Below are 25512 nucleotides of genomic sequence, written 5' to 3'. Positions count from 1 at the left end.
GGAAAACCACAGCCCATGCCACGTACAAGCCTAGTTCCTTGATTTTCAATACTTATATTAGCCACCATACCTTCCAGGTATACAAGCAAACCTTTTTAGTCTTGGAAATCCCCACGCCGCTTCGTGTCCAATCGAATTGGGGGAGACACGCCAGCCTCTAAAAGACTGGCAGCGGCGGCTCAGATCAAAAGTGTGAGGCCTTTGTTGCTGGCTCTGTCTACACATCCGTTCCACCTATAAACATAACTAGATTGAGACACAAGAAAATGCGACGCACTAAAACTAGCTATTTACTGCGCAACTTGCTGGGCCTGGCTTTGGCCGCCTGTACGCTAAGCAGTCACGCAGCCACAGAGACACAACGCCCCAATATTTTGCTGATCGTGGCCGATGATCTGGGATATTCAGACATTGGCGCGTTTGGCGGGGAAATTTCCACTCCTAACCTGGATGCCCTGGTCAAAGACGGCGTAGCACTGACCGACTTTTACGCGTCCCCCTTCTGTTCCCCCACCCGCGCCATGCTGATGTCCGGCGCGGACAACCACCAGGTTGGCTTTGGTGGCATGGCCGAACTGATGACGCCCCAACAGCGCGCCCTGCCCGGCTACGAAGGCTTTCTAAGCGACCAGGCCCTGCCCTTCCCCCTGGTCCTGCAAGACAATGGCTACCGCACCTATATGGCGGGCAAGTGGCATCTGGGCGTAAAAGAGGAAGTCGCCCCGCCCAATCGCGGCTTTGACCAGTCCTACGCCTTGATGCACGGCGGCGCCAGCCACTTTGACCAAAGCGGCATCATCACCTTTGATGCCAATAAAGCACCGGTTGCCCTGTACCGCGAGAACGGCAAGGAAGTGCAATTGCCCAAGGACTTCTACTCCAGCGAGTTTTTTGCCTCACGCCTGATGTCTTATATCGATGCGGACAAACGCAAGGACCAGCCTTTCTTCGCCTACCTGGCCTTTACGGCTCCCCATTGGCCCTTGCACGCGCCCGAGGAATACATACGTAAATATGAAGGCCGCTATGACGCAGGCTATGACGTGCTGCGTGAGGAACGTCTGGAACGCATGAAAAAGCTGGGTCTGGTGCCCCAGGATATGCAAGGCTATGTGGGCAATCCGGCCTGGCCACGCTGGAAAGAGCTGAGTCCTGAACAGCAACGTGTTGAAAGCAAACGTATGGCCGTCTACGCCGCGATGGTGGAAGCCATGGATGCACAGATTGGCCGTGTCATCGAGCACCTGAAGCAAACCGGCCAGTACGACAACACCGTTGTGATCTTCATGTCCGATAACGGTGCCGACGGCAATACCGTGCTGGATGAAGGTGAAACCCGCGCCTGGGCCCACAAGCATCGCGATAACAGCTATGAAAACACGGGCCGTCCCGGCTCCTTTGTGGAATATGGCCCAGGCTGGGCGCAAGTTGGCTCCACCCCCTTCAATCTGTACAAAGCCTTTATGTATGAAGGCGGTATCTCGGTGCCCAGCATCATGCGCGTACCCGGTGGCAAGCGTCAGGGCGAATTTGTGCGCGCTCCGGCCCACGTAACCGACATCGCCCCCACCATTCTGGCCTTGGCCCAGATCGAACAACCCAAGGGCGAATACCGTGGCCGCCAGGTCATCCCCATGCAAGGCAACTCCATGGTGGATGTGCTGACCGGTCGCAGCGATCAGGTCCATGAAACCTTCCGCCAAGGCTGGGAGCTGAATGGCCGCCGCGCCATGCGCGTGGGTGACTGGAAAATCGTGTACGCCAATGCACCGTGGGGCAAAGACCGCTGGGAACTGTTCAATGTGGTCGAAGACCGCTCCGAACTGAATGACCTGTCCGAAAAACACCCTGAAAAACTGAAAGAGCTGATTGCCGAATACGAGCAATATGCCAAGCGCAACGGGGTGGAGGATTTTGAAGGTCTGGCTTCGCGCCCAGGCTACAGCAACAGCCTGAACTACTACAAGGATCTGGATGAAGTCCTTTAAGCTCTCCCGAGCCAAGGCACTGCTGACGGTATGCGGGCTGCTGACAGCAGCCCCGCTGCCTGCAGCGGCAGAAGGCTCCGATACTCTCCCTCCTCCGGTTCCGGCCCACGATTGCCAAGCCTATAGCGGCATACCAACAGGCTTCGGCCCGGCCAGGCAAGGAGCCGCCAATCAGGCTGGTTTGGTCACCATTCCTGGGGGGCGCTTTCTGATGGGGTCCGACGAAGGCTATCCGGAAGAAAAGCCGGTACATCCCGTGGAGGTCCAGGCTTTTCAAATAGACCAGCACGAAGTCACCAATGCCCAATTCGCACAATTTGTGGCGGCCACAGGCTATGTCACCCAGGCGGAACGGGTGCCGGAATTTCCGCCGCATGTTCAGGTTCCCGAGCAGTATCGTCAGCCCGGATCCGCCGTCTTCACGCCACCGGCAGCAACGCATGATCACGATCACCACGATGGGCACGATCAACATGCCCCTCCCAGCAATTACAACTGGTGGGTATGGGTGCCGGGCGCCAACTGGCGGCATCCCGGTGGTCCCGATACCAATCTGAACGGCCGGGACAATCATCCCGTCGTCCATATTGCCTACGAGGATGCGCAGGCTTACGCCCGCTGGTTGGGACGCGATCTGCCCACCGAAGAGCAATGGGAGTTTGCAGCGCGCGGTGGTCTGGACGGCGCTACCTACCCTTGGGGCAATACGCCTGAAGTGCACGGCCGCTTGATGGCCAACACCTGGCAAGGTAATTTCCCTGCCCAAAACCTGCTGCGCGACGGCTACGAAGGCACCGCCCCCGTGGGCTGCTTCCCGGCTAATAGCTATGGCCTGTGGGATTCGGTCGGCAATGTCTGGGAATGGACACGCAGTGCATGGCAACCCCAGCATCGCCCCCTGATGCCCAAACCCCTTCTCGCGGCAGCAAGGGATGCCAACGGAAATCCGGCAACAGGCGTGATCAAGGGCGGCTCGTTTCTGTGTGCGGCGAACTTCTGCGTGCGCTATCGCCCGGCTTCACGGCAACCCCAGGAAACCACCATGTCTACCCAGCATGTGGGCTTTCGTACGGTGCTTAATGAAATAAAAAACTAAGCTCAAAAGCCGGGCTCGCCCTTGCCAAGCCCGGCACCAAACAACAATCCCCTCGCTTTTGACGAGGGGATTGTTCACTATCAAGTTCTTTCAGGGCAGACAAGCAAGGCATCAAGGTCTACGTTGCCATTCCCGTTTCAGGCGTGGCCGTTTCTTTCTGCTTGACGGCCTGATGGTCCAGGGTCTCGCTGACGCTTTCCCACGCATTCTGCAAGCTATCAAAAACGCGATGCGCGTGAATCTGCTTGAACAGACCCATGCGAATCAGCTTGCGACCCACTTTCTCGTTCGCCTCGCACAGCGCCACCATGACATTGCGCTGTTCCAGCTCCGCCAAGGCAGTCTCCAAAGCCTGCATGGCCGTCGCATCCACAAAAGGCACGTAATTCAGGCGCAAGACCACGGCCCGAACCTGCTCCGGCACCGTCAGCAAGGAACGATTCACCGCTTCCACACTGGCAAAGAAGTACGGTCCTTCCAGAGTCAGCACCGAAATATCCTGGCGCAACTCCTGGCTAAAGGACAAATCCAGTGCCCGCTGTAAACGGCGGCCTTCCAGGGCCCGCACTTGCACCCCATCCGAGGTGCGTTTGAGCACATACAGCATGGCCAGAATCACCCCAATATTGACGGCCACGACCAGATCCGCAAATACCGTCAGAGCGAAAGTCACCCACAGAATGAACAAGTCAGCGGTAGGCATACGGCGCTGCAGGCGAACGACCAGCTTGGCCTGACTCATATTCCAGGCCACCATGAACAGAATTGCCGCCAACACCGTCAGCGGGATATAAGCCGCCAGCGGGGCCAGCAACAGCAGAACCAGCACCAGGAAAATGACATGCACCACGCCGGCAATGGGGCTGTCACCGCCATTACGGATATTGGTAGCGGTACGGGCAATGGCCCCGGTAGCCGCAATCCCGCCAAACAAGGGCGAGAGCACGTTGGCAATCCCTTGGCCCACCAATTCCTGATTGGAGTCGTGACGGGTCCCTGTCATGGAGTCGGCCACGACAGCGGACAGCAAGGACTCGATCGCACCCAGCATGGCAATTGCAAACGCAGGCCCGATCAGCTCCACCACGCGAGTCAGCGTAATTTCCGGCCATTGAAAAGACGGCAAGCCGCTGGGCAAGGCACCAAAGCTGGAGCCGATAGTGGCTACCGACTCAAAACGGAAAATCGCCTGGATAAGCGTGATGACCACCAGGGCCACCAGCGGTCCGGGCAAACGCGCCAGACTTGGGATTTTGGGCACGACAATCAGAATCGCCAGAGACAAAATCCCCAGCAGCGTGGTTGCCCAATCCAGGGACGGCAGGTTCTGCAGCAAGAACCAGAGTTTCTCGTGAAAGTGCTGGCCCTCGACGACGGGAAGGCCAAAAAAGTCCCGCCATTGGCCCACCCAAATGATCACCCCGATACCGGCGGTAAAACCCACGATGACCGGATCGGGAATAAAGCGGATCACAGCTCCCAGGCGCAGCAGGCCCAGCAGCAGCAAGATCACCCCGGCCATCAGCGTCGCAATTTGCAGGCCCGCCACCCCATGTTGGGCCACCACCCCGGACAAGATGACAATGAACGCGCCCGTCGGCCCGGCAATCTGAACCCGGCTGCCGCCAAATAAAGACACCGCCAAACCGGCAATAATGGCGGTATACAAACCCTGCTCGGGCTTGACCCCGGAGGCAATGGCAAAGGCCATGGCCAGCGGCAAGGCCACCACCCCCACCACCAAACCAGCCAACAGGTTATTTAGCCAGTGTTTTCGCCCCAGGAGTCCGGCTCGACCCGCTTCCAGCAGTGCAATCATCGCGCGTCCTTGTCATGCCCAGCCTGCTCGACACAGATGAGAAACAAGCAGGGCCTCAACCCAAATGAAGCCTTAATGATACTACTGCGTGTCAAAAAAACTTCACGTTAGTGATGGGCTTATTTGACGAGGAAAAAAAAGCCCCACCTAAAAGAGGTGGGGCTTAGTGACAACGAACACGGAATTCAAGGGTTGCGGGCGCGCAGCAAACGCAAACTGTTCAGCACCACCAGCAAGCTTGCACCCACGTCGGCAAACACGGCCATCCACATGGTGGCCTGGCCAGTCAGGGCCATCACCAGGAACACGGCCTTGATACCCAAAGCCAGGCTGATGTTCTGCCACAACACGGCATGCAAGGCTCGAGACTGACGCATCAGCAAGGCAATCTTGCCCAGATCATCGTCCATCAAGGCCACGTCAGCGGTCTCGATCGCAATGTCCGAACCCAAAGCTCCCATCGCGATACCCACATCGGCACGAGCCAGGGCGGGTGCATCATTGATGCCATCACCCACCATCGCCACCAAACCGTTACCCAGTTTTTCCTCGATACGGTCCAGCTTGTCCTGTGGCAGCAAACCACCTCGGAAATCCTTGATTCCGGCTTGCTGGGCGACATGACGCACGGCTTGCTCGTGGTCGCCCGAAAGCACTTCCACCTGAACACCCTGCGCTTGCAGATCGCGAATCGCCTGGCTGGTGGTGGGACGCAGCGTATCCATCATGGCGAACCAGGCCAGCAGACCGTGCTCGTCACCCAGATACACCATGGTGGCACCGCTCTCTACCGCTTGCTGCTCGGCCTGGCTGGACTCAGCCTTGTTCTGCCCCAGCACCCAGCTACGCTTGCCCAGACGCAATTGGCCAGTCGTGCCTTGTGCTTGCACACCATTACCCGCCAAAGCTTCGAATTGATCCAGGCGCACCAGACCCGATGCCACACGGCCACGGGCAATCGCTTGCGAGGCAGGATGATCCGAACGCTCGGCCAGAGCAACGGCCATATCCAGCACTTCGCTATCCGACAGGCTTGGGCGCAGGCTGCCATATTCGCTCAAGGAAGGCTCGCCCAAAGTCAACGTTCCGGTCTTGTCCACCGCCAGGTAACGCAGCTGACGAGCCCGCTCCAGATACACGCCACCTTTAATCAAAATACCGGCACGTGCGGCACTGGCCAAAGCGCTGACCACGGCCACAGGCGTAGAAATCACCAGAGCGCAAGGACAAGCAATCACCAGCAGAACCAGAGCACGGTACACGGACTCCGACCAGCTCACTCCCCAGATCAAGGGCAAGGCTACAGCCATCAAGGCCGCTGCCACCACAACCAGCGGGGTGTAGATGCGGGAGAACTGGTCGACAAAGCGCTGAATCGGAGCCTTGTTGGCCTGGGCCTCCTGAACCGAACGTGTGATGCGGGCCAGCAAGGTTTCATCATGCGCGGCCTGGACCTGATACACCAGTTCGCCCATGCCATTGATGGTGCCTGCAAAAACCTCGTCACCGGGCGCTTTGTCCACGGGGGCACTTTCACCCGTGATTGGAGCCTGGTTAACCGTGCTTAGCCCTTGCAGAACTTTGCCATCCAGGCCAAAACGCTCGCCGGGGGCCACACGTACTTGCCAGCCTGCCTGCACCTGATTGGCCGGGACGCGCTGCCAATCCTTGCCATCGGCACTGACCAGCACTTCATCCGGAACCAGCTTGAGCAGGCTGTCCACCGCATTACGGGCGCGGTCCAGGGAACGAGCTTCGATCCACTCAGCCAGGCTGAACAGGGACATCACCATGGCGGCTTCAGGCCATTGGGCCAGGATCACCGCACCCGTGACGGCAATACTCATCAAGGCGTTAATGTTGAGCTGACCATTACGCAGCGCAATCCAGCCTTTCTTGTAGACCTGCACACCACCGGACAGAATCGCTGCCAGAGCCAGAACAATCACCAGCCACTCGGGGGCCGCCAGCCAGTGGCTGATCTCGGCGGCCAAAGCGAGCACCACGGCGCCGGCAATGCGAATCAGGCCTTGCTTGGGCGACACCTGCTTCACAGGCTCTTCATCGGCCATGCGGGGCTCAAAGCCCAGGCCGCGCAACGCACCCAGCACCTTGTCACGGGCACCATCCACGTGGTCTACCGTCAAAACCCGCTGCATCAGGTCAAAACCCAGGTTCTGCACCTGATCCAACTTTTTCAGGCCGGAGCGAATCATGTTCTCTTCCGCCGGGCAATCCATATCAGCAATATGCACGACCAGACGCGTAGAGGTACTGGCCGCCAAGGTCACCGATGGGCCAAACGCGGGTGCCGAGCAGCACGCCTCCTCGTGGGAGTGCGACGCTTGTTCTGCATGGCTGTGATCGTGATCATGGCTATGCTCGTGGCTGTGATCGCCCGCCGCATGGTCGTGATCATGACTATGGTCATGTACGTGCTCGGTCTGGCAGGCTGATGTTGTGCACTGCCCCACGCCGAGCTTTGATGTGTTGTTAGCTGATGTCATAGCAGTTCCTCGCTTCTTGCATGGGACCAGTAGAAAGCCTAAAGTAACTACAAGGTCAAGCCCTTTGGAGGCCAAGCAATGAAAATTGGTGAGTTGGCGGAAAAAAGCCACTGCAACACGGAAACCATCCGCTATTACGAGAAAGTTGGGCTGCTGCCCGAGCCGGAGCGCAGCGAGGGCAACTACCGCCTGTACCGCAGTATCCACCTGGAACGGCTACGTTTTATTCGCAACTGCCGCAGCCTGGATATGACGCACGAAGAAATTCGCGGCCTGCTGGCATTCATGGACGGCCCGGCGCAAGACTGCGCCCCGGTCAACGATTTGCTGGATGAACACATCGAGCATGTGGCCGTACGCATTGCCGAGCTTGAACACCTGCAAAAACAACTGATTGAACTGCGTCGCCGCTGCGGGCAGGCCGGTGGCCTGGAGCATTGCGGCATTTTGCAGGGTTTGGTGAATATGGAGCCGGATCAAGTCCCGGCTCCCACTACCCATTTGGGCTAGGGCTGTGTGACGTGGTCCTTAGCCACGCACCCGCCCTGCCGCCCACATTCCGATCAGCATCGCGACCAGAAACAAAATAGCCAACGGTGCGCCCGACGCTGCCAGCACAATGGCCGGCCCAGGGCAGAAACCTGCCACACCCCAACCAGCGCCGAAAATCAAAGCACCCAACACCAAGGGACGGTCTATTTGACGCTGCTTGGGCAGATTCATGGGCTGGCCTGTCACAAAAGCACAAGGACGACGACGCGCAAGACTGAACGGCACAATCGCCACCGCAATTGCCGCGGCCATTACCAAGGCCAAAGACGGGTCCCAGGCTCCAGCCAGATCCAGAAACGCCAGCACCTTGCTGGGGTTGGCCAAGCCGGAAATCAACAAACCCAAGCCAAAAATCAGGCCGGAAACTAAAGCGATGAAATAATGCATGGCGGGCTCCTTAGATCAGATGACGCAAGACAAACACGGTCAGAAAGCCGCTGGCCATGAACGTCAGCGTTGCCACCAAAGAACGGGGTGACAAACGCGACAGACCACACACACCATGACCACTGGTGCACCCCGACCCCAAACGGGTTCCGAACCCCACCAGCAAACCGGCTACCACCACCCACATCCAGGGCTGCGGCTGCACGACAGGTACGGTTTCCCCGGCCAGGCGGTACAGCCAGGGTGCCGCCGCCAGGCCCAACAAGGCCATCCAGCGCCAGCCCTTGTCACCCGCCTCCCCGCTCCAGGTGCCCGACAGCAGGCCGGATATGCCAAACACCCGACCATTGAACAGCACCAGCACCGCGGCCGCCAAACCAATCAAGGCGCCGCCAAACAAGGCGCTCCACGGGGTAAAGGAACTCCAGTCAATTGCGATCATCAATGCCTCCTGGGGCACAAAAAATTCCATATAAAGTTTGCATGACAGCCAGCACCGCCGGGTTTTCCAGGCGGTAATAGACGTACTTGCCCTCTTTGCGGCTGGCAATCAGCTCTTCGCGCCGCAAAACCGTCAATTGCTGGGATAAAGTAGGTTGTGAAATTCCACTGCGCTGCGCCAGCTCCCCCACATTGCATTCGCCCTGCACCAACGTGCACAGAATCATCAGGCGGTCGGGGTTGGCCAAGCTGCCCAGCAAGCTGCTGGCTCGGCCCGCTACCTGTCGCAGGGCTTCCAGTTCGGTTTGATTCATAACGTTCTACAAAAACACAATATATATTATTATATAATATCTTTTAATATTTTATAAGCAACAAGAGGTCTGACATGCTCCAAGCCCAGGTCGCCAGCTTCTTTCATACGGACACGTCCACGTTCACCTACGTGGTTTATGCCGAAAGTCAACGCGAATGCGCCATCATTGACTCGGTGCTGGACTACGACGCCGCCTCCGGCCGCAGCAGCACCGTGTCTGCCCAGAAGGTCGTGGACTTTGTGCGCCAGCATCAACTGGAGGTGCAATGGATTCTGGAAACCCATGCCCATGCCGACCATCTGTCCGCTGCGGTCTGGCTGCAAGAACAGGTGGGCGGAAAAATAGCCATTGGCGAACACATCAAGCAAGTGCAGTCCACGTTCAGCCGCATCTTTAATATAGAGGCCGAAGTACAGGCCAACGGCACACCCTTCGATACGCTGTTCAAGGATCAGGAACCGTTCCAGATCGGCGCCATTCAGGTACAGGCTTTGCACGTGCCCGGTCATACACCGGCAGATATGGCCTATCACGTTCAAGGTCTGGGCGTATTTGTGGGCGACACCTTGTTCCTGCCCGATGTCGGTACCGCCCGTTGCGACTTTCCGGGTGGCAGCGCCAGCCAGCTTTATGAATCCATCCAGCGCCTGCTGGCCCTGCCTGCAGATACGGTCTTGTTCATGTGCCACGACTATCCGCCTGAAGGACGGGAGCCCCAGTTCTACTGCACGGTTCAGGAGCAGAAGGACGGCAACATCCACGTACACGACGGCATCAGCCAGGAACAGTTTTGCGAGCGCCGCCGCGCACGCGATAAAACCCTGGGCATGCCGCGCCTGATACTGCCTTCCATTCAAGTCAATATCCGCGCCGGACACTTTCCCGAACCAGAAAGCAATGGTCAGATCTATCTGAAACTGCCCGTCAATCTGCTTTGAATACGACTGTTTTTTTGCGTCCGGGCAGACACAGGCTCGGACATAGAAAAACTTTTAAGGCTCAGCCTGCGTATACTGCCCTTTTCTGCACCCTGAACTTCAGAAGGAAATAATAGGCATGACTTACGTGGCCCTCAAACACTTGCACATGACAGCCGCCGGGCTGAGCATTTTGTTTTTCATTATTCGGGCCTTCTGGTCAGTGTCCGGCTCATCCTGTTTGCAGAATCGCTTTGTGCGCATTGCCCCGCATGTCATCGATACCGTCTTGCTGGTCTGTGGTCTGGCGCTGGCCGGCATGTTGGGCGCTGCCGCCAACCAGCCCTGGCTGCTAACCAAGATTGTGTTGCTGGTGGTCTACATCGTAGTGGGCAGCTATGCCATCAAGCGCGGTAAAACCGCCTTTAGCCGCGGCGTGGCGGCGCTGATTGCGATTGCCATCTTTGCCTATATCGTAGGCGTGGCGCTGAATCGCAGCCCGGCGTCCTGGTTCGTCTAAACCAGTAGCCCACATACAAAAAAAGCCCCCACGCTACGCCTTCGGCTTGCTGCCCCCCCCGAGGGGGAGTTTTTGTCTTGGGACGGCCCGGCGACAAAACAAGCCCCCATGCTACGCCTTCGGCTTGCTGCCCCCCCCCCCGAGGGGGAGTTTTTTGTCTTGGGACGGCCCGGCGACAAAAAAGCCCCTGTCAGTGAAAGTTATCTTCCACTGACAGGGGCTTTTACATACCTGTCTTACCAGACACCTATCCAGCGCTGTACCAGCAAACTGCTGACCGCCACCGCGATCCAGACTCCCAGCCCCAGCAAGGCAGGCCGCACACCGGCTCGGGCCATCACACGCAAGTCCGAACACAAACCGATAGCTGCCAGGGCCAGCACCATCAGGAACTCAGCCAGAAAACGCAGGGGTTCCAGCCACTCCACCGGCACCCAACCCAGCGAGCGCAGAGCCGAGGCCACCATGAACCAGACAATGAACCAGGGGAACACACGCATCAAGTCAAAGTCCCGGCCAGCCTGACGTGAGCGCCACACTTCCAGACCCGCCAGAATCAGGCAGATCGGGATGATCAAGGTTGCCCGAGTCAACTTGACGATAGTGGCGTGGTCACCCGCCTGACGGCTGTAGCTATAGCCTGCAGCCACTACCGAAGACGTATCGTTGATGGCGGTTCCCGCCCACACCCCAAAACCTGCGTCCGACATATTCATCATGTGACCGGCCAAGGGGAAAATCAGCACGGCCACAATATTGAAGATAAAGATGGTGGAAATCGCCAGTGCGGTTTCATGTTCCTCAGGCTTGAGAATGGGCGTGACCGCTGCAATGGCCGAGCCCCCACAAATCGCCGTCCCCACCCCAATCAGGGTGCGCAGTTTGGATGGAATCCCCAAGGCTCGGCCCAGCACCAGTGCCGTCACAAACGCCACCGTCAAGGTCACCAGGGTCACCGCCAGCGAATCCATACCGGTACGCATCACTTGCGGCAGGCTCAAACCAAAACCCAGACCAATAATCGACCACTGCAACAACACCTTGGACGAAAAGCGCAAACCGGGCTGAAACACCGTAGCCACGCCCATGCTGTTACGCAGTACCATCCCCAGGACAATCGCAAAAACCGGACCGCCAATCAAAGGCCACACTTTGCCCAGGCCCATAGCCGCAACACCAACGGCCACCGCCAGTAAAAAACCCCACCAACGCGACGGCTTCAGAGAGAAACCCGATTTGCCCTGTGCCTTCAGGGTCGTGCTTCCTGCTGGTAAATCGGTCACACTGCTCATCTCGTCATTCCAGATATGTAATAAGTAAAAGTAATTTTAGGTTGACCCCGAGTATTAAAAAATTCATTATTACTTATCGTAAGTATCAATTTTATTTATCATGAATGCGATCAGCATCAGACAACTGGAAGTGTTCGTAGGCATTGCCACCTTGGGCACCGTGCGTGCTTGCGCAGCCCAGATTCACTTGTCCCAACCCGCCGCCAGCATGGCTTTGGCCGAGCTGGAAAAGCAGCTGGACTGTCCCCTGTTTGAACGCACGCCGGGGCGCATGCAGCTGACCAGCCGCGGCAAGCAATTACTGCCGCACGCTCGCGAAATTCTGGAGCGCCTGCGGGAGATGCAAAGCCAGCAGGAAGAAAGCGAGTTGCGTGGTGAAATCCGCATCGGAGCCAGCAATACCGTCGGCAACTATCTGATCGGGGATCTGGTGGGGCAGTTTGTGCGCCAGCATCCCCGTGTGTCCCTGCATGTGTCCGTGGACAACACGGCCAACATCATCAATCAATTGCTGGAACACGGCTGCGACATTGCCTGCGTGGAAGGTCCGGTCAATCACCCTCAGTTGGAAACCTGGATCTGGCGCGAAGATGCGCTGGTCGTCTGCGCCGCCCCCGATCACCCGCTGGCTACCAAGGCCACCTTGGAAAAACAGGACTTTGCGGGCATGAGCTGGATCATGCGCGAACGTGGCTCGGCCTCCCGAGCGCTGACCGAACAAGCCTTGAATGTGCTGCCTGGCGGCCATGTGCTGATGGAACTGGGTCAGGTAGAAGCCATCAAACAGGCGGTCATCGCCGGACTGGGCCTGGCTTGCCTGCCACAGGCAGCTACCCTGGATGCTGTTGCCAATCAGCGACTACGCATCTTGGACACCCCTTTTCTGGATTTGAAGCGCCGCCTGTCCCTGGTCCTGCATAAAGAACGCTACCGTAGCCAGGTGTTAAGCGCTTTTGCGGAACATGTACACAGCCCGGAGTCCGGTTCGAGCACATCGGAAACTTGACGCAAGTTTGCATTCTGATGATGGTTGACACCTGCAGCAATGTTATTCTTGCTGCAGTGCAGCACAAACAGAAGGGACCATAAGTCCCGCTCTCCTGCCCACCTCTTGAACCGAGTGATGCCATGAACACTGTTCCTACGCCACAAGCGCAAGATGTCCCCGCTTTTGCCCGTCCCTCCTATTTGCCACCCTACGAAACGGTAGCTCTGGTGTTGCAAGGCGGCGGCGCTTTGGGAGCCTATCAAGCCGGTGTATATGAAGGTTTGCTGGAAGCAGGAATCGAACCAGACTGTTTATCCGGGATTTCGATTGGGGCCTTGAACACCGCGATTATTGCGGGCAATCCCCCCGAGCGACAGGTAGAACGCCTGCGGGAGTTCTGGAATACCATTTGCGAGCCCTACTATGGCTGGTCCAGCCCAGCCTGCCTGGAGCGTGCCCTCTTTGGTATCAACGATGTAATGCGTGAGGCCATCAGCGCCTTCAATGCCAGCAACGCCCTGGTCTTGGGACAGCGTGGCTTTTTCCGCCCCCGTTTCCCCCCTCCGATGCAAGCCACACCGGGCGTGCCCGAAGGTGCCAGCTATTACGACACCAGCGCCCTGAAAGACACGCTGGAGCGTTTATGTGACTTTGATCGCATCAACGACAAGCGTCAGCGCATCTCGGTAGGTGCGGTCAATGTAGGCACGGGCAACTTTGTTTATTTTGACAACCATCGCACCACCTTGCGAGCCGAACACTTCATGGCCTCGGGTGCCCTGCCCCCGGCTTTCGCCCCCGTGGAAATTGATGGTCAGTATTACTGGGACGGCGGTCTGGTTTCCAATACGCCGCTCTCTTATGTGCTGGATCAGTCGCCCCGCCGGGACACGCTGGTGTTTCAAGTGGACTTGTGGAGTGCGCGTGGCCCGGTGCCCAACAATATGGGCGAAGTCAGCGACCGCTTGAACGAGATCCGCTACTCCAGTCGTACCCGTATGGTGACCGAAGACATGCGTCATTCGCAGTACATGCGTCATATCCTGTCAGAGTTGCTTACCCTGATCCCCGAAGATCAACGCAAAGACCTGTTGCCGTGCCGCCTGGCCGAAGAGCTGGCCAGCAACAAGCGCTACAACGTGGTGCACCTGATTTACCGCAACCAGCCCTACGAGCAGCACTACAAGGATTATCAGTTTGGTCGCATGACCATGCGCGAGCACTGGCGTAGCGGTCTGGATGATATTCGTCAGACGCTGATACACAGGGACAAGCTGAATATGCCAGAGAACCTGGCCGGCTTCACCACCTACGACGTGCACCGCGATGAAATCGAAAAACGGCTGGCCAACAACGGCAAGTAAGCCAGCCTGCGCCGGGACTTAGCGACGGCTCAAGACCATCGCGCCGCTAAGTACAAAGGCCGTACCCAGCAATTGCATGAGCGTAATCGGCTCCCCCAGAAACCAGTTCGCCAGAAACAAAACCGAAACTGGGCCAATCAGCCCCATTTGAGCACTCATGGGCGCGCCTACTCGCTCCACTGCCCACATAGTCATAAAGGTCGGCAACACCGTATTGCAGACGGCGTGAATCATGGACAGGCCATAGACCGGCGCAGGCTGCACCAGCCCCTGCCAGCCCAGCACGGCAAAAAAGTGAATCAGGGTGTAGACCGCCGAGAAGGACATGGCATACGCCACCAGCCGTGTAGAACCAATGGCCTTGAGCAGCTCGCCCGAACCAATCAGGTAGATGGCATAGGAAATGGCCGAACCCAACACGCAAAGCGCACCCAGCAGCACATCATCGCCGGTCAGGCTCAAGTCCTGCACAAAGACCAGTCCTACCCCTAAATAGGCCAGCGCCAGAGCCAGCCATTGTTTGGGCAGAATGCGTCGTTTCAGAAAGATAGCGGAGAACATCAGCACAAAGGTAGGCGACAAAAACAGAATCAGCCGCTCCAGCCCTGCCGAAATATATTCAAGGCCGATAAAGTCCAGCAAACTGGCCAGGTAATAGCCCAGAAAGCCCAGCACCACCAGCTCCAGCTTCTGACGACCAGTCAGCGCGGCCAGCTTGCCCTGCCGTACTTTCTTCACTTGCCAAAGGGCAATAGCCAGAAAGAAAGGCAGCGACAAGAGCATTCGAAAGCCAATAACGGTCAGGGCGTTGACATCGTATTGGTAGGTCAGCTTGGCAACCACCGCTTTGGCGGAGAAAAGAATAGAGCCGCCCCCCGACAGGGCCAGTCCAATTAAAAAGGAACTGCGCTGCGCACTGGAGCTTTGACTAGCTTGCATGGGAATTCATCACTTTGCAGGGCGACACCGTCAGCACAAGAGCTGCTGGCCCCAGCGAAAAAAGAGTCAACAAGCCGTCGATTCTACTCTTTGCTTCTGGCAGCGGCCACGTTGACCCTGCCACTATTGCAGCCAATGGCCCACTAGAGTGAACAAGTCTCCAAAACCGGAATATCGCGAATGACACGATGTCGAGCCAACTCCCCAATAAAGACAAGGACTTAGCCTGCCCACCAGTGAAAACAGCACCAACATGCCAAAACTTTTGTGCTGTTCCTCCATGAAAACTTGCACATTTCGCAAAATACATGCTATATTCTTTTTCTCTGGTCCCCGATAGCTCAGTCGGTAGAGCGACGGACTGTTAATCCGCAGGTCCCAGGTTCGAGCCCTGGTCGGGGAGCCAAGAAAACCATTGAAATCAGCCCATAGCATTTGCTTTGGGCTGATTTTTTTTGTCCTTACAAAACGCGTCTGTCCGATAACGAAGCAACGGCGCCATTAACATTTGGACAAACAAAATCCCTCAGCCAAAAAAGACAGCGGGACTGCATGTTGATGCAGCCCCGCTGTGGCTCTTTTCCCCTGACCTAGCCCCTGCCCGGGACGATGCCGCCGCTGCTAACGCACTACGTCGACCCGGAACTGGCAGAATCAGTCAGAAAGATCAGAAACGGTGCGTGATACCGACCGTGGCAACTGTGCTCTTCAGATCGCTGTAGTAGCCGATGTTGCGAGCGTAGGAGCCAATCGCGTACAGATTGGTGCGCTTGGACAGGTTGTGCAGGTAGCCAGCGCTGAACACGTGCTGGGTCTTGGCATCATCGGTACTGCGTGGAGTGGAACGTGGGTCAGCCATGGTCCAGGAGGCCAGAACCGAGCCGGCCTTGCCTGCAGGAACTGTCACGCCCAGCGCGTAGGAATTGACCTTCAGGTCTTTGTGCAGTCCGGGACCAAACTGTTCGGTTTGCAGCGAGCCACCGATGTAACCATTACGGCTTTGGCCAAAAGCAGCGTGCAAGGTGGCAAAGCTGAATTTGTAGCTGGCAGCCAGGTTCCAGGCGCTGACATTGCCGCTTTCAGCCGGAACCAGGTTGCCGCCTTGCTCACGAGCCGAACCATAACGGGCCTGGTCAAAGCTCAAGGCCGCTTTCAAAGGACCATTGGTGTAGCGCATGGCCACGCTAAAGGCTTTCACGTTGGCGTCGTCGCTGTTGATGGCATTGCCAGTCAAACCGCTACGATCCCACTTTTGTGCGCCGTTGGTGTTGAAAGAATAGCCAGCACCGAACTGTAAGCCGGAGAACTCGGGGCTCTGGTAGGCGACCATATTGTCGTAACGAACCGTGTTGGCCGCATCAAATGCAGCACCCACGCCGTACTGGTAGCCGTTGCCACCAAAGGGACTGGCTACACCGGCAACGTACAGGGAAGTCACGGTGGTTTGACGGCCCAGATCCACACGACCCCAGGATTCGCCGCTCAGACCCAAGGTGGCTTGGCGACCAAACAAGCGGTTCTGGCGCATCTTGCCATCGCTCAGATCAAAGCCGCTTTCCAGCATGAAGTTGGCTTTCAGACCGCCACCCAGATCTTCGCTGCCCATCAGGCCCCAGCGGTTACCCATCCAACCCTGATCGTACAGACCAAAACGGCTTTGTTTTTCTGCGCCGCCTTTCAGGTCGCTCCCTTTCCACTGCTCGTAGCCCAGGCCTGTATCCACCACGCCGTACAAGGTCACGTTCGATGCGGCGTATGCAGGAATCGCCAACACAGGCATCAACATGGCTGCCAAGATAGTTTTTTTCATGTTCTCTGTTCTCTGTTCTCTGTAAACGTCTGAATGCCGGATTTCTTATCGTTGTCCGGCTCTTGTTCAAGTGCTGGGTGCCACCGCCTGAAAAGATGATTTCCCGGCGCCGAACCCCTGCACTCCCTCCTATTTCTTGAAGCAAGAAATCTCAATGAACCAGGCCCTGAAACAGGGATGAAAGGGGCTTGATAGTTGAGACACATATACTGCAAGCATTTATATTTCAGACATAAACAATATTGGTGTCAATAAACTCAATCCGTCGTGTTTACTGGGTTTCATACGCATTTTCCCTAGTTTTTCACCTACAGAGAATTCAGCAGAAAATGGGCTAAATGGTCGCAAAGCCAATAAACAAAAGGCTTGCAACCATTTGCTACAAACCAGGTGTATGAGCCTTGTTGACCAGACGGTATGTTCCCAACGGAAAAATCAGGATTTACGCCTATTGCCAAGGCCGTATCCAGTTTTGCATTTATGAAAATAGGTTTCTCATAAAATACCTCTTTACAATATCAATAGCTTTACCCTATAATTATTTTCTTTGCTGGTCCCCGATAGCTCAGTCGGTAGAGCGACGGACTGTTAATCCGCAGGTCCCAGGTTCGAGCCCTGGTCGGGGAGCCAAAAATACAAAAGCCCAGCTACGCAAGTAGCTGGGCTTTTCTACGTCTGGCCTCATGAAAAAAGCCTCTTGATTGCTCAAGAGGCCTTGTCTGCAAGATCACTATCCAGAATCGCTTACTTGGCTCCTGCGGGTGTAATGCTGATCTCATATGGCACGAAGTTCTCCACCTCCAGCAGATCCTTGGCCAGCAAATCAACACGCTCGCCATTCATCACTGCAGTCGCCCCCGTCACCACCACTCGCAAATTCTGATCGCAAGCGATTTCGTTATACCAATAACCAGTGGCATAGCGATCGGCACTGGAACTGCCAAAATCGTCCACCTCGATCACATCCTCGGCCACCAGCTTATTGTTCTTCTTGCTTAGCACCTGAATATGAACCCTCAGTTGCTGCACCGGCTCCATTTGGGAATCAAAAGTAAAATTCGCAGCGCACATTCCCTGATTCGCAAAGACCGTATCGGAATGCCACATCTGCACCGCCTGTGCCTGGCCAGCCACCACATTACCCAGCAGCATGGCCCCTGCAGCCAGCTTCACACTTTTACGAAAATCCACATTGCCCTCTCTTTTGCAATAGAAGCCCAAGCGCTCTTATACACAAAAAAGAGAATGACCGCTGTGTTTGCAATATACGCTTCCAGAAACGTCCAGTTTGCAACACTGAAGTATTTCACTCCATAGGCTGCGTAACTGGCGATAATGCAGCATCCTGATTTCTATCCCGGTCTGTCGCACCGGAGCCTGCCGATTATTTCGCTGCTTGCACTCTTTTATGCTTGATACTCTTTTCCCCTTTTTAGGGGGGCTTGGTCTTTTCCTGATTGGCATGATGCTGCTGTCCGAAGGACTGGTGGCTTTTGCGGGTGGCTCTCTCAAGCAGATCCTGCTGGCGTTTACCGGCAGGCCCATCAAGGCCTTTGCTTCCGGCGCCCTGATTACCGCGCTGGCCCAATCCTCTACCGCCACCACCGTCACACTGATTGGCTTTGTCAGTGCGGGCCTGATCTCCTTTACACAAGCCATAGGCGTAGTCATCGGTGCCAGTCTGGGCAATACCGCTACCGGCTGGATCATCTCCGGCCTGGGGCTGAAAGTGAATCTGGGCTTTTACACCCTGCCGTTGATCGGCTTGGGTGCCCTGCTCAAACTGCTGGCCCCCGGTCGCTATAAAGAGCTGGGCCGGGCCCTGGCGGGCTTTGGCACTCTGTTTCTGGGATTGGGCATGCTGCAAGACGGCATGCAAGGGCTGGCAGCCAGCTTCAGCCTGGCCCATATGCCGACAGGAGGCTATGGCGCACACCTGTTGATCATGCTGACCGGCCTGGCTCTGACTGCCGTGCTGCAATCCTCGACCGCCGCAATCGCCATGACCTTGACCGCATTGGATGCCGGTGCCGTCAGCTTTGACCAGGCCGCCGCCATTGTCGTAGGTGCCTCCATAGGCACCACCCTGACCGGCGTACTGGTTGCCATCGGTGGCACCATTTACGCCAAACGCACGGCCATTGCCTACATTCTGTTCAACGTTATTGCCGGTCTATTGGGGCTGCTGATCCTGCCCTTGTTCCTGAAAGCCATGTACGCCACAGGCTCCTACATCAACGTTCCTCCCGGTGCATTAGGACTGGCGGCCTTTCACAGCCTGTTCATCGGCCTGGGGGCTGCCTTGTGCCTGCCCTTTACCCAGCAGTTTGCTCGCTGGGTACAACGTCTCGTACCCGATCGGGCTGTCCGCCCCCAGCACCATCTGGACGACAGCTTGCTGCAAGTGCCGGCCCTGGCCCTGGAAACCACACAACGCACTCTGGAAGAGTTGGCCCAGCGCCTGCTAAATCTGTATCAGCACAGTCTGAACATGAGCCGCCCCAGCACCGCTGCCGCCGACCTGCAGCAAATCGAGACAGTCCTTGATCAAGCCTACGAATTTGTATTGCGCATCCCCAGCGCTGCCGATGATCCCGCCATTGCCGCCCGTATCAGCGCGCTCTTGCACACCATTGACCACATGCAGCGCCTGCGCAGCCGATTGCAACATCCGCCCAGCACGGACCTGCAGGACAATCGTTACCAGCAAGCCCAAACCCTGGCCACAGAGCTCAATACCCTGGCGCAGCAAGGCCTGCACGGACAGGCCCCTGTTGATTGGCTGGACCAAGTACAAGCCAGAGCCCAGGCCCTGGCCGATTTATTAAGCGCCGTTCGTAGCCAGCTTCTGGCCGCACCACAAGGTCATGATGATGTCTCGCGCACCTTGCGCATTACGGACACCCACCGCTGGTTCGAACGCAGCAGCCAGCATATCTGGCGCAGCAGCTATTACTTGCAGCTGGCTCGCCAACCGGAGCAATAAGCCCCAAGCCCATGCATCAACCCGGCTGGCGCCGCTACCCGCAAGCAGGCGCCCCCAGCTTACCCTTCATACTTGAAGCAACTTTTGGGGCTCTCCTGCCGCGCAAAACTCATATGACAAGAATATGCAAAACAAGCGTGTTTTAAAGCCCACAGAAACCCAATAAACAGATACCAAGATTCACGCTCATAGTAAGGATTCCCCCTTACAATCGGCTCAAATTCACGCTAATGGAAAAACTCCATGTCCACCCGGCCAAATCTACAATTCCATACTTTTTTGCTTTTGCTGGCCGCTGTATCCGCTGCCTTTGTCTGGATACTTCTTCCCTTTTATGGCGCCATATTCTGGGGTGCCGTTCTGGCCATTTTGTTTACCCCCTTGCAACGCAAACTGCTGGCTAAAACCAAAGGCCGGCGGTCTCTATCTGCCCTGATCAGTTTGCTGGTCATCATTTTGATCGTCATTATTCCGGTCATCCTGATTTCCATTTCCCTGGTTCAACAAATCGCCTCTTTGTACGATTTGATGAACAGCGGTCAGCTCAATCCGGGCGCCTACCTGCAAAAAATACTGAATGCCCTGCCTCCTAGCGTGACGGATTTTGCCGCCCGTTTTGGCCTGCATGACTTTGCATCCCTGCAAGAGAAGTTCTCTGAATTTGCTGTTCAAGGCGGACAGTTCCTGACCAAACAGGCCCTGAACGTCGGCCAGAACACCTTCCAGTTCCTGGTCAGCCTGGGCATCATGCTGTACATGCTGTTCTTCCTGCTGCGCGATGGCGTGGAGCTGGGTCGTCATTACCGCCAGTTGATCCCTCTGAGCGAGGGCCAGAAAACCCATCTGTTCCGCAAATTCACCACTGTGGTACGCGCTACCGTCAAAGGCAATATTGCTGTGGCAGCCACCCAAGGTGCGCTGGGCGGGGTCATGTTCTGGTTCCTGGACATTCAGGGCGCACTGTTCTGGGGTGTGCTGATGGCCGTGCTGTCCTTGCTGCCTGCCGTGGGCGCCTCGCTGATCTGGGCTCCGGTTGCCATCTACTTCTTTGTCTCGGGCCACTACGTCCCCGGCATCATCCTGACCGCCTTTGGTATTTTGGTAATCGGCCTGGTAGACAACCTGCTGCGCCCCCTGCTGGTGGGTAAAGACACCAAGATCCCGGACTACGTGATCCTGATTTCCACCCTGGGCGGTTTGTCGATTTTCGGCCTGAACGGCTTTGTGATTGGCCCGCTGATCGCCGCCATGTTCATTGCCTGCTGGGACCTGTTCCCTTCGGCCGTCAGCGCCCGCGTGGAAGCGGAAGAGCAAGAAAGCAACGGCAAATAAAAACAGGCCAGCTTTGCGGCTGGCCTGCCAGTAGTCCAAACAAGCAATCCCAGGGCCTGTTCCATGCTTGATCAAAAGCACAGAACAGGCCCTTCTTCATTTCATCAAGTCCGCAGCACGGGCAGGAACACAATCCAGATATTGACGGCCAAGGCCAGGAACCACACCAGCGAACGCAAGGTGGCCTTGTCCATTATGTACATCAGCAAATACAGCACGCGCAGCACAATCCAGGAAATCATCAGGTTTTGCACGCGCAAGGCGTCCGCCCCCGACCATAAGGCCAGCAAGACAGCCGCGTAAAAGAACGGTAAAGCCTCAAATGCATTGGCCTGCGCCGCATTGGCCCGACCACGCCAGCCCGACAGGCTGGCCAGCCACGGACGAGGCTCATGATTCGTAAAGCCCGCCCCACCGGCTTTGGCACAAATCGCCGCCAACCAAGGCAAGAAAGCCGCTACCACCAAACTGATCTTGATCCCCAGCATCATCGTCCCCTTCACAGGCTGAAAACGCCCAACATAGCACGCCGCAGCCCAAATGCGTGCGCAGAATTTACAAACCCGAAAAAAACAGGATATACTTATCGTCTTAGGTTAGCCGATGTAGCTCAGTCGGTAGAGCAGCTCATTCGTAATGAGAAGGTCGAGGGTTCGATTCCTTTCATCGGCACCAGCTAATCTAAAACCATTGAAATAAAATAATCAATAATTTAATCGAATCAATGGTTTAGCTTCCTGACATCAGAAGCAATTAATCGCCTGCTTTCAACTATTCCACATAGACGGCCCCAAAAAAAACCCCACGACTAGCCTTATGAAAATAGGCATGTGGCAAGCAATACCAAACATGCAGCGGCCATAGCAACCCAGCCCAGAAACCGTTAGGTTTCTCCGCTCATCAACACACCATTGCCGAGCTGAGAACCAACAAAAATAACCCCCCAGGCTCGAAAGCTGGGGGATCAATACTCCAAGGCCACATCGATAGCTTTTTTATAAGCTCACGGCCCGACCACTTGGCTGACATGCTCCGGAATATTCCAGGCGCCCCCAGCGCGAATCAGAGCACAGCGCCCGGTGTCACCGCGTTCACTTTCAACAAAGTCGGTTCCATCCCAGACCGATGCCTCGTAACTCCAGCAATCGCCCAAGCCCCGCCCCTTCATGCTGGACGAGATCATTCCATTATCGTAATCAGTAGCGCTTGTACTCACTAACACCGGAGCAGACTGCATATTGTTATTGATCACAAAATAGGCTGCCCCACCGTTGTAAGCGGCTAACCAGCAAGGCGCGCCAACCAGGGAGAACTGCTGATTCAATCGTGCAATTTCCCATGGCTCGGACAGCATGTCAGCACTACAGGACTGTTCCTCATCAGCAGCAAGCACCTTCAACAGCACAGGCCTTATCAAGGCGTCCTCTTGCGCTGTCATGGGGCGCAAGCTTTTATCCACTACCGGAGCACGGTTGATAACTGGCGCAGCAATAGGTGCCTTGACCGTAGACTCGCTGCCTTTCCCTTTACGCAGAATAGCCCCTGGCGTATTGACACGTCCTTGAACGTCATCCATTTTCAACAAGACAGCACTTGAGCCTGCCCCCGAGAACGCATAAGTGTTGCCATTCCCACGAAAGGAAATTACGGCGTCTTTTTTCAAGGCTGCCAAAAACTGGGCTAACTGCGCCTCACTCATTTGCCAAGACTCGTCACCCGCAACACTCAGTGAGCCGGCTTTACGGCCCGCAATAACAAGTTCTGGCAATGAGTTTTTTGGCCACTCGGGATCGTTGTAGTGTGCAAGCATGACTCTATTTGCCACCGGCTCTCCGCTGCCCGCTTTACGCGTCAACAACACCGTTGAACCCAGCTCTTCACCATCAGCCGCATAACCGGCGGCACGGCAGGTTAGCGTGTTATCGCAACGTAGATCCCAGTCTTTATGAGAAAACGTCACTGACGCAGCATTAGCCGCGGCACCTCCCATACAAAGCGCTAGCGATATGGCGGCGGTTCGTACTGAAAAAAACGCACTGTGATCTTGTTTTTGCCCGCTCATTTTCTCTCCTCCCTAAGGTGTTATCTGGATACACAGCACATATTACGTCGCGGCAACGCTAAATGCGTTCTCCCAAGCCCATGTCAGAAAACCACATTAAACGACTGACCACGTGCGTTCGTGACATTATTCTGTTCAATCGCCCCTTGCAAGCATGGTGCTATCTAACTAAGCCACAAGCACCTGGCCCACCCTGTTTCCGTTTGTGCTCGTGTAAATCCTTTGTATAGAATGCAGACGAAAAAACATGCAATGTCCATTAAACGATAGATAATCAAACCTCATCCACGTCGAGTAAATTCTGATGCGCAGATATCTGAACCCTATTGCAGTTGGCTTGCTCAGTTTCCTCGCCGTTGCCAGCCATGCGGCTTCTCCGGACTTTTCCGTCACGACTGAAGATCTTAGAAAGCTGCGCTCGACCTCCGTCATGCCGCGCGAAGCGTATCCCTCGGCAGCCACACCCAGAGATCCGGCCAAGGACTCGGAGTTCAGCAGAAACTTCCAGAAGGCGATGAACAATGAGGAAAAGGCACGCCAAGCGGCACGAGAACAGCAACTGGAGCGCAACCGCCTGCCCCAGCTTGAGCAGAACAGAAACCCGGCCAATCGCTTCGGCCCGCCCAACAACAAGAAAGAAAATATGGGGATTTATTTTGATGCCGACGGTACCGCGGCTACCTCTTGCCGAGAGGACGAGCTAGGGAAGACTCGTTGCAAGGTACGTGAGCTCAGGTAGAAACCAGCCACAGGCATACAGCCTGCGCGCTGTTTTCAGGGACGAGCCTTAACGGTTTGAAAGCACTCATAGACCATCCAACGAATTGGCGCCCGGCTTGTATCCAGAGCTACGTCTGGATCAACCGTTACTTCAACCTGGCGAGCGGCTCGCCCTTTGGTGGCATGAAGGAAAGCGGCATAGGACGCGAACATTGCTGTGAAACCTTGAGCATGTACTCGGAACTGAAAGCCATCACGGTGCAAAACAGCGTACCGCAACCTGGGTTTGCTGTTTGAGCCAGGCAAGCACCAAAGGCGGAGCTGAAAAGGGAAAAAAAAAGCCAGCCTCAGCTTTGCCGCCTGGAGAAACGACGCGGGGAAGCCCGCGTCCACTCTTTGAAGGCGCGCGAAAAAGTCGCGGTATCCGAATAACCGAGCTGCTCAGCAACAACGGACAAAGGCAGATCAGCAGACTGCAACATGGCTTGTGCTCGCTCCTGGCGAACGGTCTGCAATACGCTACGAAAAGATGCCCCCTCTTCCATCAAGCGTCGACGCAAAGATCGAGCCGACATCCCCAGAACCAAAGCAATGGAATCGCAATCTACCGGCGCACGCCCCAAACGCCGGGCAATCGCTTCCTCTACTTGCTCTGTCACAGCTTTCGCCACCGTAATCTCTGGTCCCATCAGGTCCAGCAAATGACACTCCAGCACAGACTTGAGCCGGGTATCCTGAAACCCGCTGGCACGGGAAAACTGCCGATCCAGGTCGCTGTTGCGCATCACCAACTGATTGGCAACCTGGTTGCCAATGACAGGAGCTCGGAAAAAACGCACCAAGGTCTGCTCTCGCCCCACAATCGAATGTTCAAAATGAACTTCAATCGGCTTCCAGCCGGGTGTCGCCAGTTGCTTGAGCATCAAGGACATACCTGCCATCGTGAACTCGGCATCCTGACTGCGCGGCCAAATGGCCCGATTCTGAATCCGGTAACTAAGCGTCGTGGTCTCAGCCTGAGCGGTCACATCCAGGGATGTTCTGGTTTGCCAATGGCCTTGAAACATGCCAAACGAATCCAGCGTAGCCCGCAAACTCCCCGCTGCCACAAACAAAGCATGAAATGGCCCCATTTCTTCCAGGCCAAACTGCGCCCCCATCTCCAATCCCAGATAAGGCCGATCAAACTTCCTGGCGGCATGCTCGAGCAAGGACACGTAGCGATGCAAGGGGACGCGCTCGTAAGGGGTTGCCGTCTGATTTCGATAAAAGCCGTATTCACGCAACAGCGTATCTACCTGATGCCCATGCTCTGACAAAGCGTCAACCAAAGCACTCAGATACAAGGTTCGTATTGTGGCCTGCCTATCCTCATTCTGATTAACGGTATCTGGGCAGGCCGTGTCCAAGCCACAAGCCACCCCCACCGACTCGTCAAGACCCTGGCTCATCTTCGCAACTCCCCCTTTTGTTCC

Annotated in this window: 23 protein-coding genes and 3 tRNA genes; 14 read left to right on the top strand and 12 right to left on the bottom strand. The window is 56.1% G+C overall.

Annotation, left to right across the window (positions count from 1 at the left end):
* The first annotated feature begins 266 nt into the window (after positions 1-266).
* Together U2949_RS14340 and U2949_RS14335 are read left to right on the top strand one after the other, a co-directional pair.
* Complete coding sequence (locus U2949_RS14340; RefSeq protein ID WP_051316368.1) at positions 267-1988, top strand: arylsulfatase; 1722 nt, start codon at positions 267-269, stop codon at positions 1986-1988.
* Complete coding sequence (locus U2949_RS14335) at positions 1975-3084, top strand: formylglycine-generating enzyme family protein (protein ID WP_026484576.1); 1110 nt, start codon at positions 1975-1977, stop codon at positions 3082-3084. Before U2949_RS14340 ends, U2949_RS14335 begins: the two co-directional genes overlap by 14 nt.
* Before the next feature lie 118 nt (positions 3085-3202).
* On the opposite strand, the gene U2949_RS14330 is transcribed toward U2949_RS14335, so the two are convergent.
* Both U2949_RS14330 and U2949_RS14325 read right to left on the bottom strand, forming a co-directional pair.
* Positions 3203-4903 carry a SulP family inorganic anion transporter gene (locus tag U2949_RS14330; protein ID WP_026484577.1) on the bottom strand — a complete coding sequence of 567 codons (1701 nt, stop codon included), beginning with the start codon at positions 4901-4903 and terminating at the stop codon, positions 3203-3205.
* A 185-nt stretch (positions 4904-5088) separates the two neighbouring features.
* A complete protein-coding gene (locus U2949_RS14325) occupies positions 5089-7410 on the bottom strand; it encodes a heavy metal translocating P-type ATPase (RefSeq protein WP_257724078.1) in 2322 nt (773 codons plus the stop codon).
* 78 nt (positions 7411-7488) lie between these two features.
* On the opposite strand from U2949_RS14325, the gene cadR reads away from it, so the two are divergent.
* On the top strand, positions 7489-7920 hold the full coding sequence (gene cadR, locus U2949_RS14320) for a Cd(II)/Pb(II)-responsive transcriptional regulator (RefSeq protein ID WP_026484579.1): 432 nt from the start codon (positions 7489-7491) through the stop codon (positions 7918-7920).
* Positions 7921-7938: 18 nt separating this feature from the next.
* Here the strand turns inward: cadR and U2949_RS14315 are convergent, their stop codons facing one another.
* Genes U2949_RS14315 through U2949_RS14305 form a run of 3 tightly spaced genes read right to left on the bottom strand, consistent with a single transcriptional unit; the run spans position 7939 to position 9104 of the window.
* Positions 7939-8349: a DUF6691 family protein gene (locus tag U2949_RS14315; protein ID WP_009455401.1), complete on the bottom strand. Its 411-nt coding sequence runs from the start codon at positions 8347-8349 to the stop codon at positions 7939-7941.
* A 10-nt stretch (positions 8350-8359) separates the two neighbouring features.
* Positions 8360-8788, bottom strand: coding sequence for a YeeE/YedE family protein (locus U2949_RS14310; RefSeq protein WP_026484580.1), 429 nt, complete (start codon positions 8786-8788; stop codon positions 8360-8362).
* On the bottom strand, positions 8778-9104 hold the full coding sequence (locus U2949_RS14305) for an ArsR/SmtB family transcription factor (RefSeq protein ID WP_009456065.1): 327 nt from the start codon (positions 9102-9104) through the stop codon (positions 8778-8780). The genes U2949_RS14310 and U2949_RS14305 overlap by 11 nt, the downstream gene beginning before the upstream one ends.
* Positions 9105-9178: 74 nt before the next feature.
* On the opposite strand from U2949_RS14305, the gene U2949_RS14300 reads away from it, so the two are divergent.
* The gene (locus U2949_RS14300) at positions 9179-10045 is read left to right on the top strand and encodes an MBL fold metallo-hydrolase (RefSeq protein WP_321288436.1); all 867 of its coding nucleotides are present in this window, start codon (positions 9179-9181) and stop codon (positions 10043-10045) included.
* Positions 10046-10163: 118 nt separating this feature from the next.
* Positions 10164-10544, top strand: a complete 381-nt coding sequence (locus U2949_RS14295) for a SirB2 family protein (RefSeq protein ID WP_021446841.1) — start codon at positions 10164-10166, stop codon at positions 10542-10544.
* A gap of 236 nt (positions 10545-10780) precedes the next feature.
* Here U2949_RS14295 and U2949_RS14290 read toward each other — a convergent pair whose 3' ends face one another.
* On the bottom strand, positions 10781-11836 hold the full coding sequence (locus U2949_RS14290; protein WP_026484582.1) for a YeiH family protein: 1056 nt from the start codon (positions 11834-11836) through the stop codon (positions 10781-10783).
* A 100-nt stretch (positions 11837-11936) separates the two neighbouring features.
* Here U2949_RS14290 and U2949_RS14285 point away from each other — a divergent pair, with 100 nt between their 5' ends.
* Together U2949_RS14285 and U2949_RS14280 are read left to right on the top strand one after the other, a co-directional pair.
* Entirely contained in the window at positions 11937-12842 is a 906-nt protein-coding gene (locus U2949_RS14285; RefSeq protein ID WP_321288435.1) for a LysR family transcriptional regulator, read from the top strand.
* A gap of 122 nt (positions 12843-12964) precedes the next feature.
* A complete protein-coding gene (locus tag U2949_RS14280; protein ID WP_026484584.1) occupies positions 12965-14188 on the top strand; it encodes a DUF3734 domain-containing protein in 1224 nt (407 codons plus the stop codon).
* A gap of 18 nt (positions 14189-14206) precedes the next feature.
* On the opposite strand, the gene U2949_RS14275 is transcribed toward U2949_RS14280, so the two are convergent.
* On the bottom strand, positions 14207-15127 hold the full coding sequence (locus U2949_RS14275; protein WP_009456073.1) for a DMT family transporter: 921 nt from the start codon (positions 15125-15127) through the stop codon (positions 14207-14209).
* A 330-nt stretch (positions 15128-15457) separates the two neighbouring features.
* Here U2949_RS14275 and U2949_RS14270 point away from each other — a divergent pair.
* Positions 15458-15533, top strand: a tRNA-Asn gene (locus tag U2949_RS14270).
* A gap of 261 nt (positions 15534-15794) precedes the next feature.
* On the opposite strand, the gene U2949_RS14265 is transcribed toward U2949_RS14270, so the two are convergent.
* Positions 15795-16937 carry a porin gene (locus U2949_RS14265; RefSeq protein ID WP_321288432.1) on the bottom strand — a complete coding sequence of 381 codons (1143 nt, stop codon included), beginning with the start codon at positions 16935-16937 and terminating at the stop codon, positions 15795-15797.
* 554 nt (positions 16938-17491) lie between these two features.
* Between U2949_RS14265 and U2949_RS14260 the strand changes: the two genes are divergently transcribed.
* Positions 17492-17567 (top strand) — tRNA-Asn (locus tag U2949_RS14260).
* 114 nt (positions 17568-17681) lie between these two features.
* Here the strand turns inward: U2949_RS14260 and U2949_RS14255 are convergent.
* Positions 17682-18128: an IrmA family protein gene (locus tag U2949_RS14255; protein ID WP_257724076.1), complete on the bottom strand. Its 447-nt coding sequence runs from the start codon at positions 18126-18128 to the stop codon at positions 17682-17684.
* Between the two features lie 217 nt (positions 18129-18345).
* Between U2949_RS14255 and U2949_RS14250 the strand changes: the two genes are divergently transcribed.
* Complete coding sequence (locus U2949_RS14250) at positions 18346-19923, top strand: Na/Pi cotransporter family protein (RefSeq protein WP_257724075.1); 1578 nt, start codon at positions 18346-18348, stop codon at positions 19921-19923.
* A gap of 243 nt (positions 19924-20166) precedes the next feature.
* Positions 20167-21255 (top strand): AI-2E family transporter, encoded by a 1089-nt coding sequence (locus tag U2949_RS14245; protein WP_026484589.1) that lies wholly within the window; start codon positions 20167-20169, stop codon positions 21253-21255.
* A gap of 104 nt (positions 21256-21359) precedes the next feature.
* On the opposite strand, the gene U2949_RS14240 is transcribed toward U2949_RS14245, so the two are convergent.
* On the bottom strand, positions 21360-21743 hold the full coding sequence (locus U2949_RS14240) for an MAPEG family protein (protein ID WP_021446846.1): 384 nt from the start codon (positions 21741-21743) through the stop codon (positions 21360-21362).
* 111 nt (positions 21744-21854) lie between these two features.
* On the opposite strand from U2949_RS14240, the gene U2949_RS14235 reads away from it, so the two are divergent.
* Positions 21855-21930: transfer RNA gene (locus tag U2949_RS14235), tRNA-Thr, on the top strand.
* Between the two features lie 328 nt (positions 21931-22258).
* Here the strand turns inward: U2949_RS14235 and U2949_RS14230 are convergent.
* Positions 22259-23317: a DUF1176 domain-containing protein gene (locus U2949_RS14230; protein WP_321288428.1), complete on the bottom strand. Its 1059-nt coding sequence runs from the start codon at positions 23315-23317 to the stop codon at positions 22259-22261.
* 304 nt (positions 23318-23621) lie between these two features.
* On the opposite strand from U2949_RS14230, the gene U2949_RS14225 reads away from it, so the two are divergent.
* Complete coding sequence (locus tag U2949_RS14225; RefSeq protein WP_321288426.1) at positions 23622-24056, top strand: hypothetical protein; 435 nt, start codon at positions 23622-23624, stop codon at positions 24054-24056.
* 56 nt (positions 24057-24112) lie between these two features.
* Positions 24113-24334: an aldehyde dehydrogenase family protein gene (locus tag U2949_RS14220; RefSeq protein ID WP_321288424.1), complete on the top strand. Its 222-nt coding sequence runs from the start codon at positions 24113-24115 to the stop codon at positions 24332-24334.
* A 50-nt stretch (positions 24335-24384) separates the two neighbouring features.
* On the opposite strand, the gene U2949_RS14215 is transcribed toward U2949_RS14220, so the two are convergent.
* Entirely contained in the window at positions 24385-25488 is a 1104-nt protein-coding gene (locus U2949_RS14215; protein WP_321288422.1) for an AraC family transcriptional regulator, read from the bottom strand.
* Positions 25489-25512 lie beyond the last annotated feature (24 nt).

The organism is Alcaligenes phenolicus (assembly GCF_032063905.1).
In the GTDB taxonomy this organism is placed as follows: Bacteria; Pseudomonadota; Gammaproteobacteria; order Burkholderiales; family Burkholderiaceae_B; genus Alcaligenes; species Alcaligenes phenolicus.
The sequence above is the reverse complement of the archived record's forward strand: the minus strand, read 5'-3'. Positions and strand labels throughout refer to the sequence as shown.

Excerpts from the sequence above, each read along its gene's own strand:
- U2949_RS14340 (WP_051316368.1), top strand. The coding sequence starts at position 267 with ATGCGACGCACTAAAACTAGCTATTTACTGCGCAACTTGCTGGGCCTG.
- U2949_RS14335 (WP_026484576.1), top strand. The coding sequence starts at position 1,975 with ATGAAGTCCTTTAAGCTCTCCCGAGCCAAGGCACTGCTGACGGTATGC.
- U2949_RS14330 (WP_026484577.1), bottom strand. The coding sequence starts at position 4,903 with ATGATTGCACTGCTGGAAGCGGGTCGAGCCGGACTCCTGGGGCGAAAA.
- U2949_RS14325 (WP_257724078.1), bottom strand. The coding sequence starts at position 7,410 with ATGACATCAGCTAACAACACATCAAAGCTCGGCGTGGGGCAGTGCACA.
- cadR (WP_026484579.1), top strand. The coding sequence starts at position 7,489 with ATGAAAATTGGTGAGTTGGCGGAAAAAAGCCACTGCAACACGGAAACC.
- U2949_RS14315 (WP_009455401.1), bottom strand. The coding sequence starts at position 8,349 with ATGCATTATTTCATCGCTTTAGTTTCCGGCCTGATTTTTGGCTTGGGT.
- U2949_RS14305 (WP_009456065.1), bottom strand. The coding sequence starts at position 9,104 with ATGAATCAAACCGAACTGGAAGCCCTGCGACAGGTAGCGGGCCGAGCC.
- U2949_RS14300 (WP_321288436.1), top strand. The coding sequence starts at position 9,179 with ATGCTCCAAGCCCAGGTCGCCAGCTTCTTTCATACGGACACGTCCACG.
- U2949_RS14295 (WP_021446841.1), top strand. The coding sequence starts at position 10,164 with ATGACTTACGTGGCCCTCAAACACTTGCACATGACAGCCGCCGGGCTG.
- U2949_RS14290 (WP_026484582.1), bottom strand. The coding sequence starts at position 11,836 with ATGAGCAGTGTGACCGATTTACCAGCAGGAAGCACGACCCTGAAGGCA.
- U2949_RS14285 (WP_321288435.1), top strand. The coding sequence starts at position 11,937 with ATGAATGCGATCAGCATCAGACAACTGGAAGTGTTCGTAGGCATTGCC.
- U2949_RS14280 (WP_026484584.1), top strand. The coding sequence starts at position 12,965 with ATGAACACTGTTCCTACGCCACAAGCGCAAGATGTCCCCGCTTTTGCC.
- U2949_RS14275 (WP_009456073.1), bottom strand. The coding sequence starts at position 15,127 with ATGCAAGCTAGTCAAAGCTCCAGTGCGCAGCGCAGTTCCTTTTTAATT.
- U2949_RS14265 (WP_321288432.1), bottom strand. The coding sequence starts at position 16,937 with ATGAAAAAAACTATCTTGGCAGCCATGTTGATGCCTGTGTTGGCGATT.
- U2949_RS14250 (WP_257724075.1), top strand. The coding sequence starts at position 18,346 with ATGCTTGATACTCTTTTCCCCTTTTTAGGGGGGCTTGGTCTTTTCCTG.
- U2949_RS14245 (WP_026484589.1), top strand. The coding sequence starts at position 20,167 with ATGTCCACCCGGCCAAATCTACAATTCCATACTTTTTTGCTTTTGCTG.
- U2949_RS14240 (WP_021446846.1), bottom strand. The coding sequence starts at position 21,743 with ATGCTGGGGATCAAGATCAGTTTGGTGGTAGCGGCTTTCTTGCCTTGG.
- U2949_RS14230 (WP_321288428.1), bottom strand. The coding sequence starts at position 23,317 with ATGAGCGGGCAAAAACAAGATCACAGTGCGTTTTTTTCAGTACGAACC.
- U2949_RS14225 (WP_321288426.1), top strand. The coding sequence starts at position 23,622 with ATGCGCAGATATCTGAACCCTATTGCAGTTGGCTTGCTCAGTTTCCTC.
- U2949_RS14215 (WP_321288422.1), bottom strand. The coding sequence starts at position 25,488 with ATGAGCCAGGGTCTTGACGAGTCGGTGGGGGTGGCTTGTGGCTTGGAC.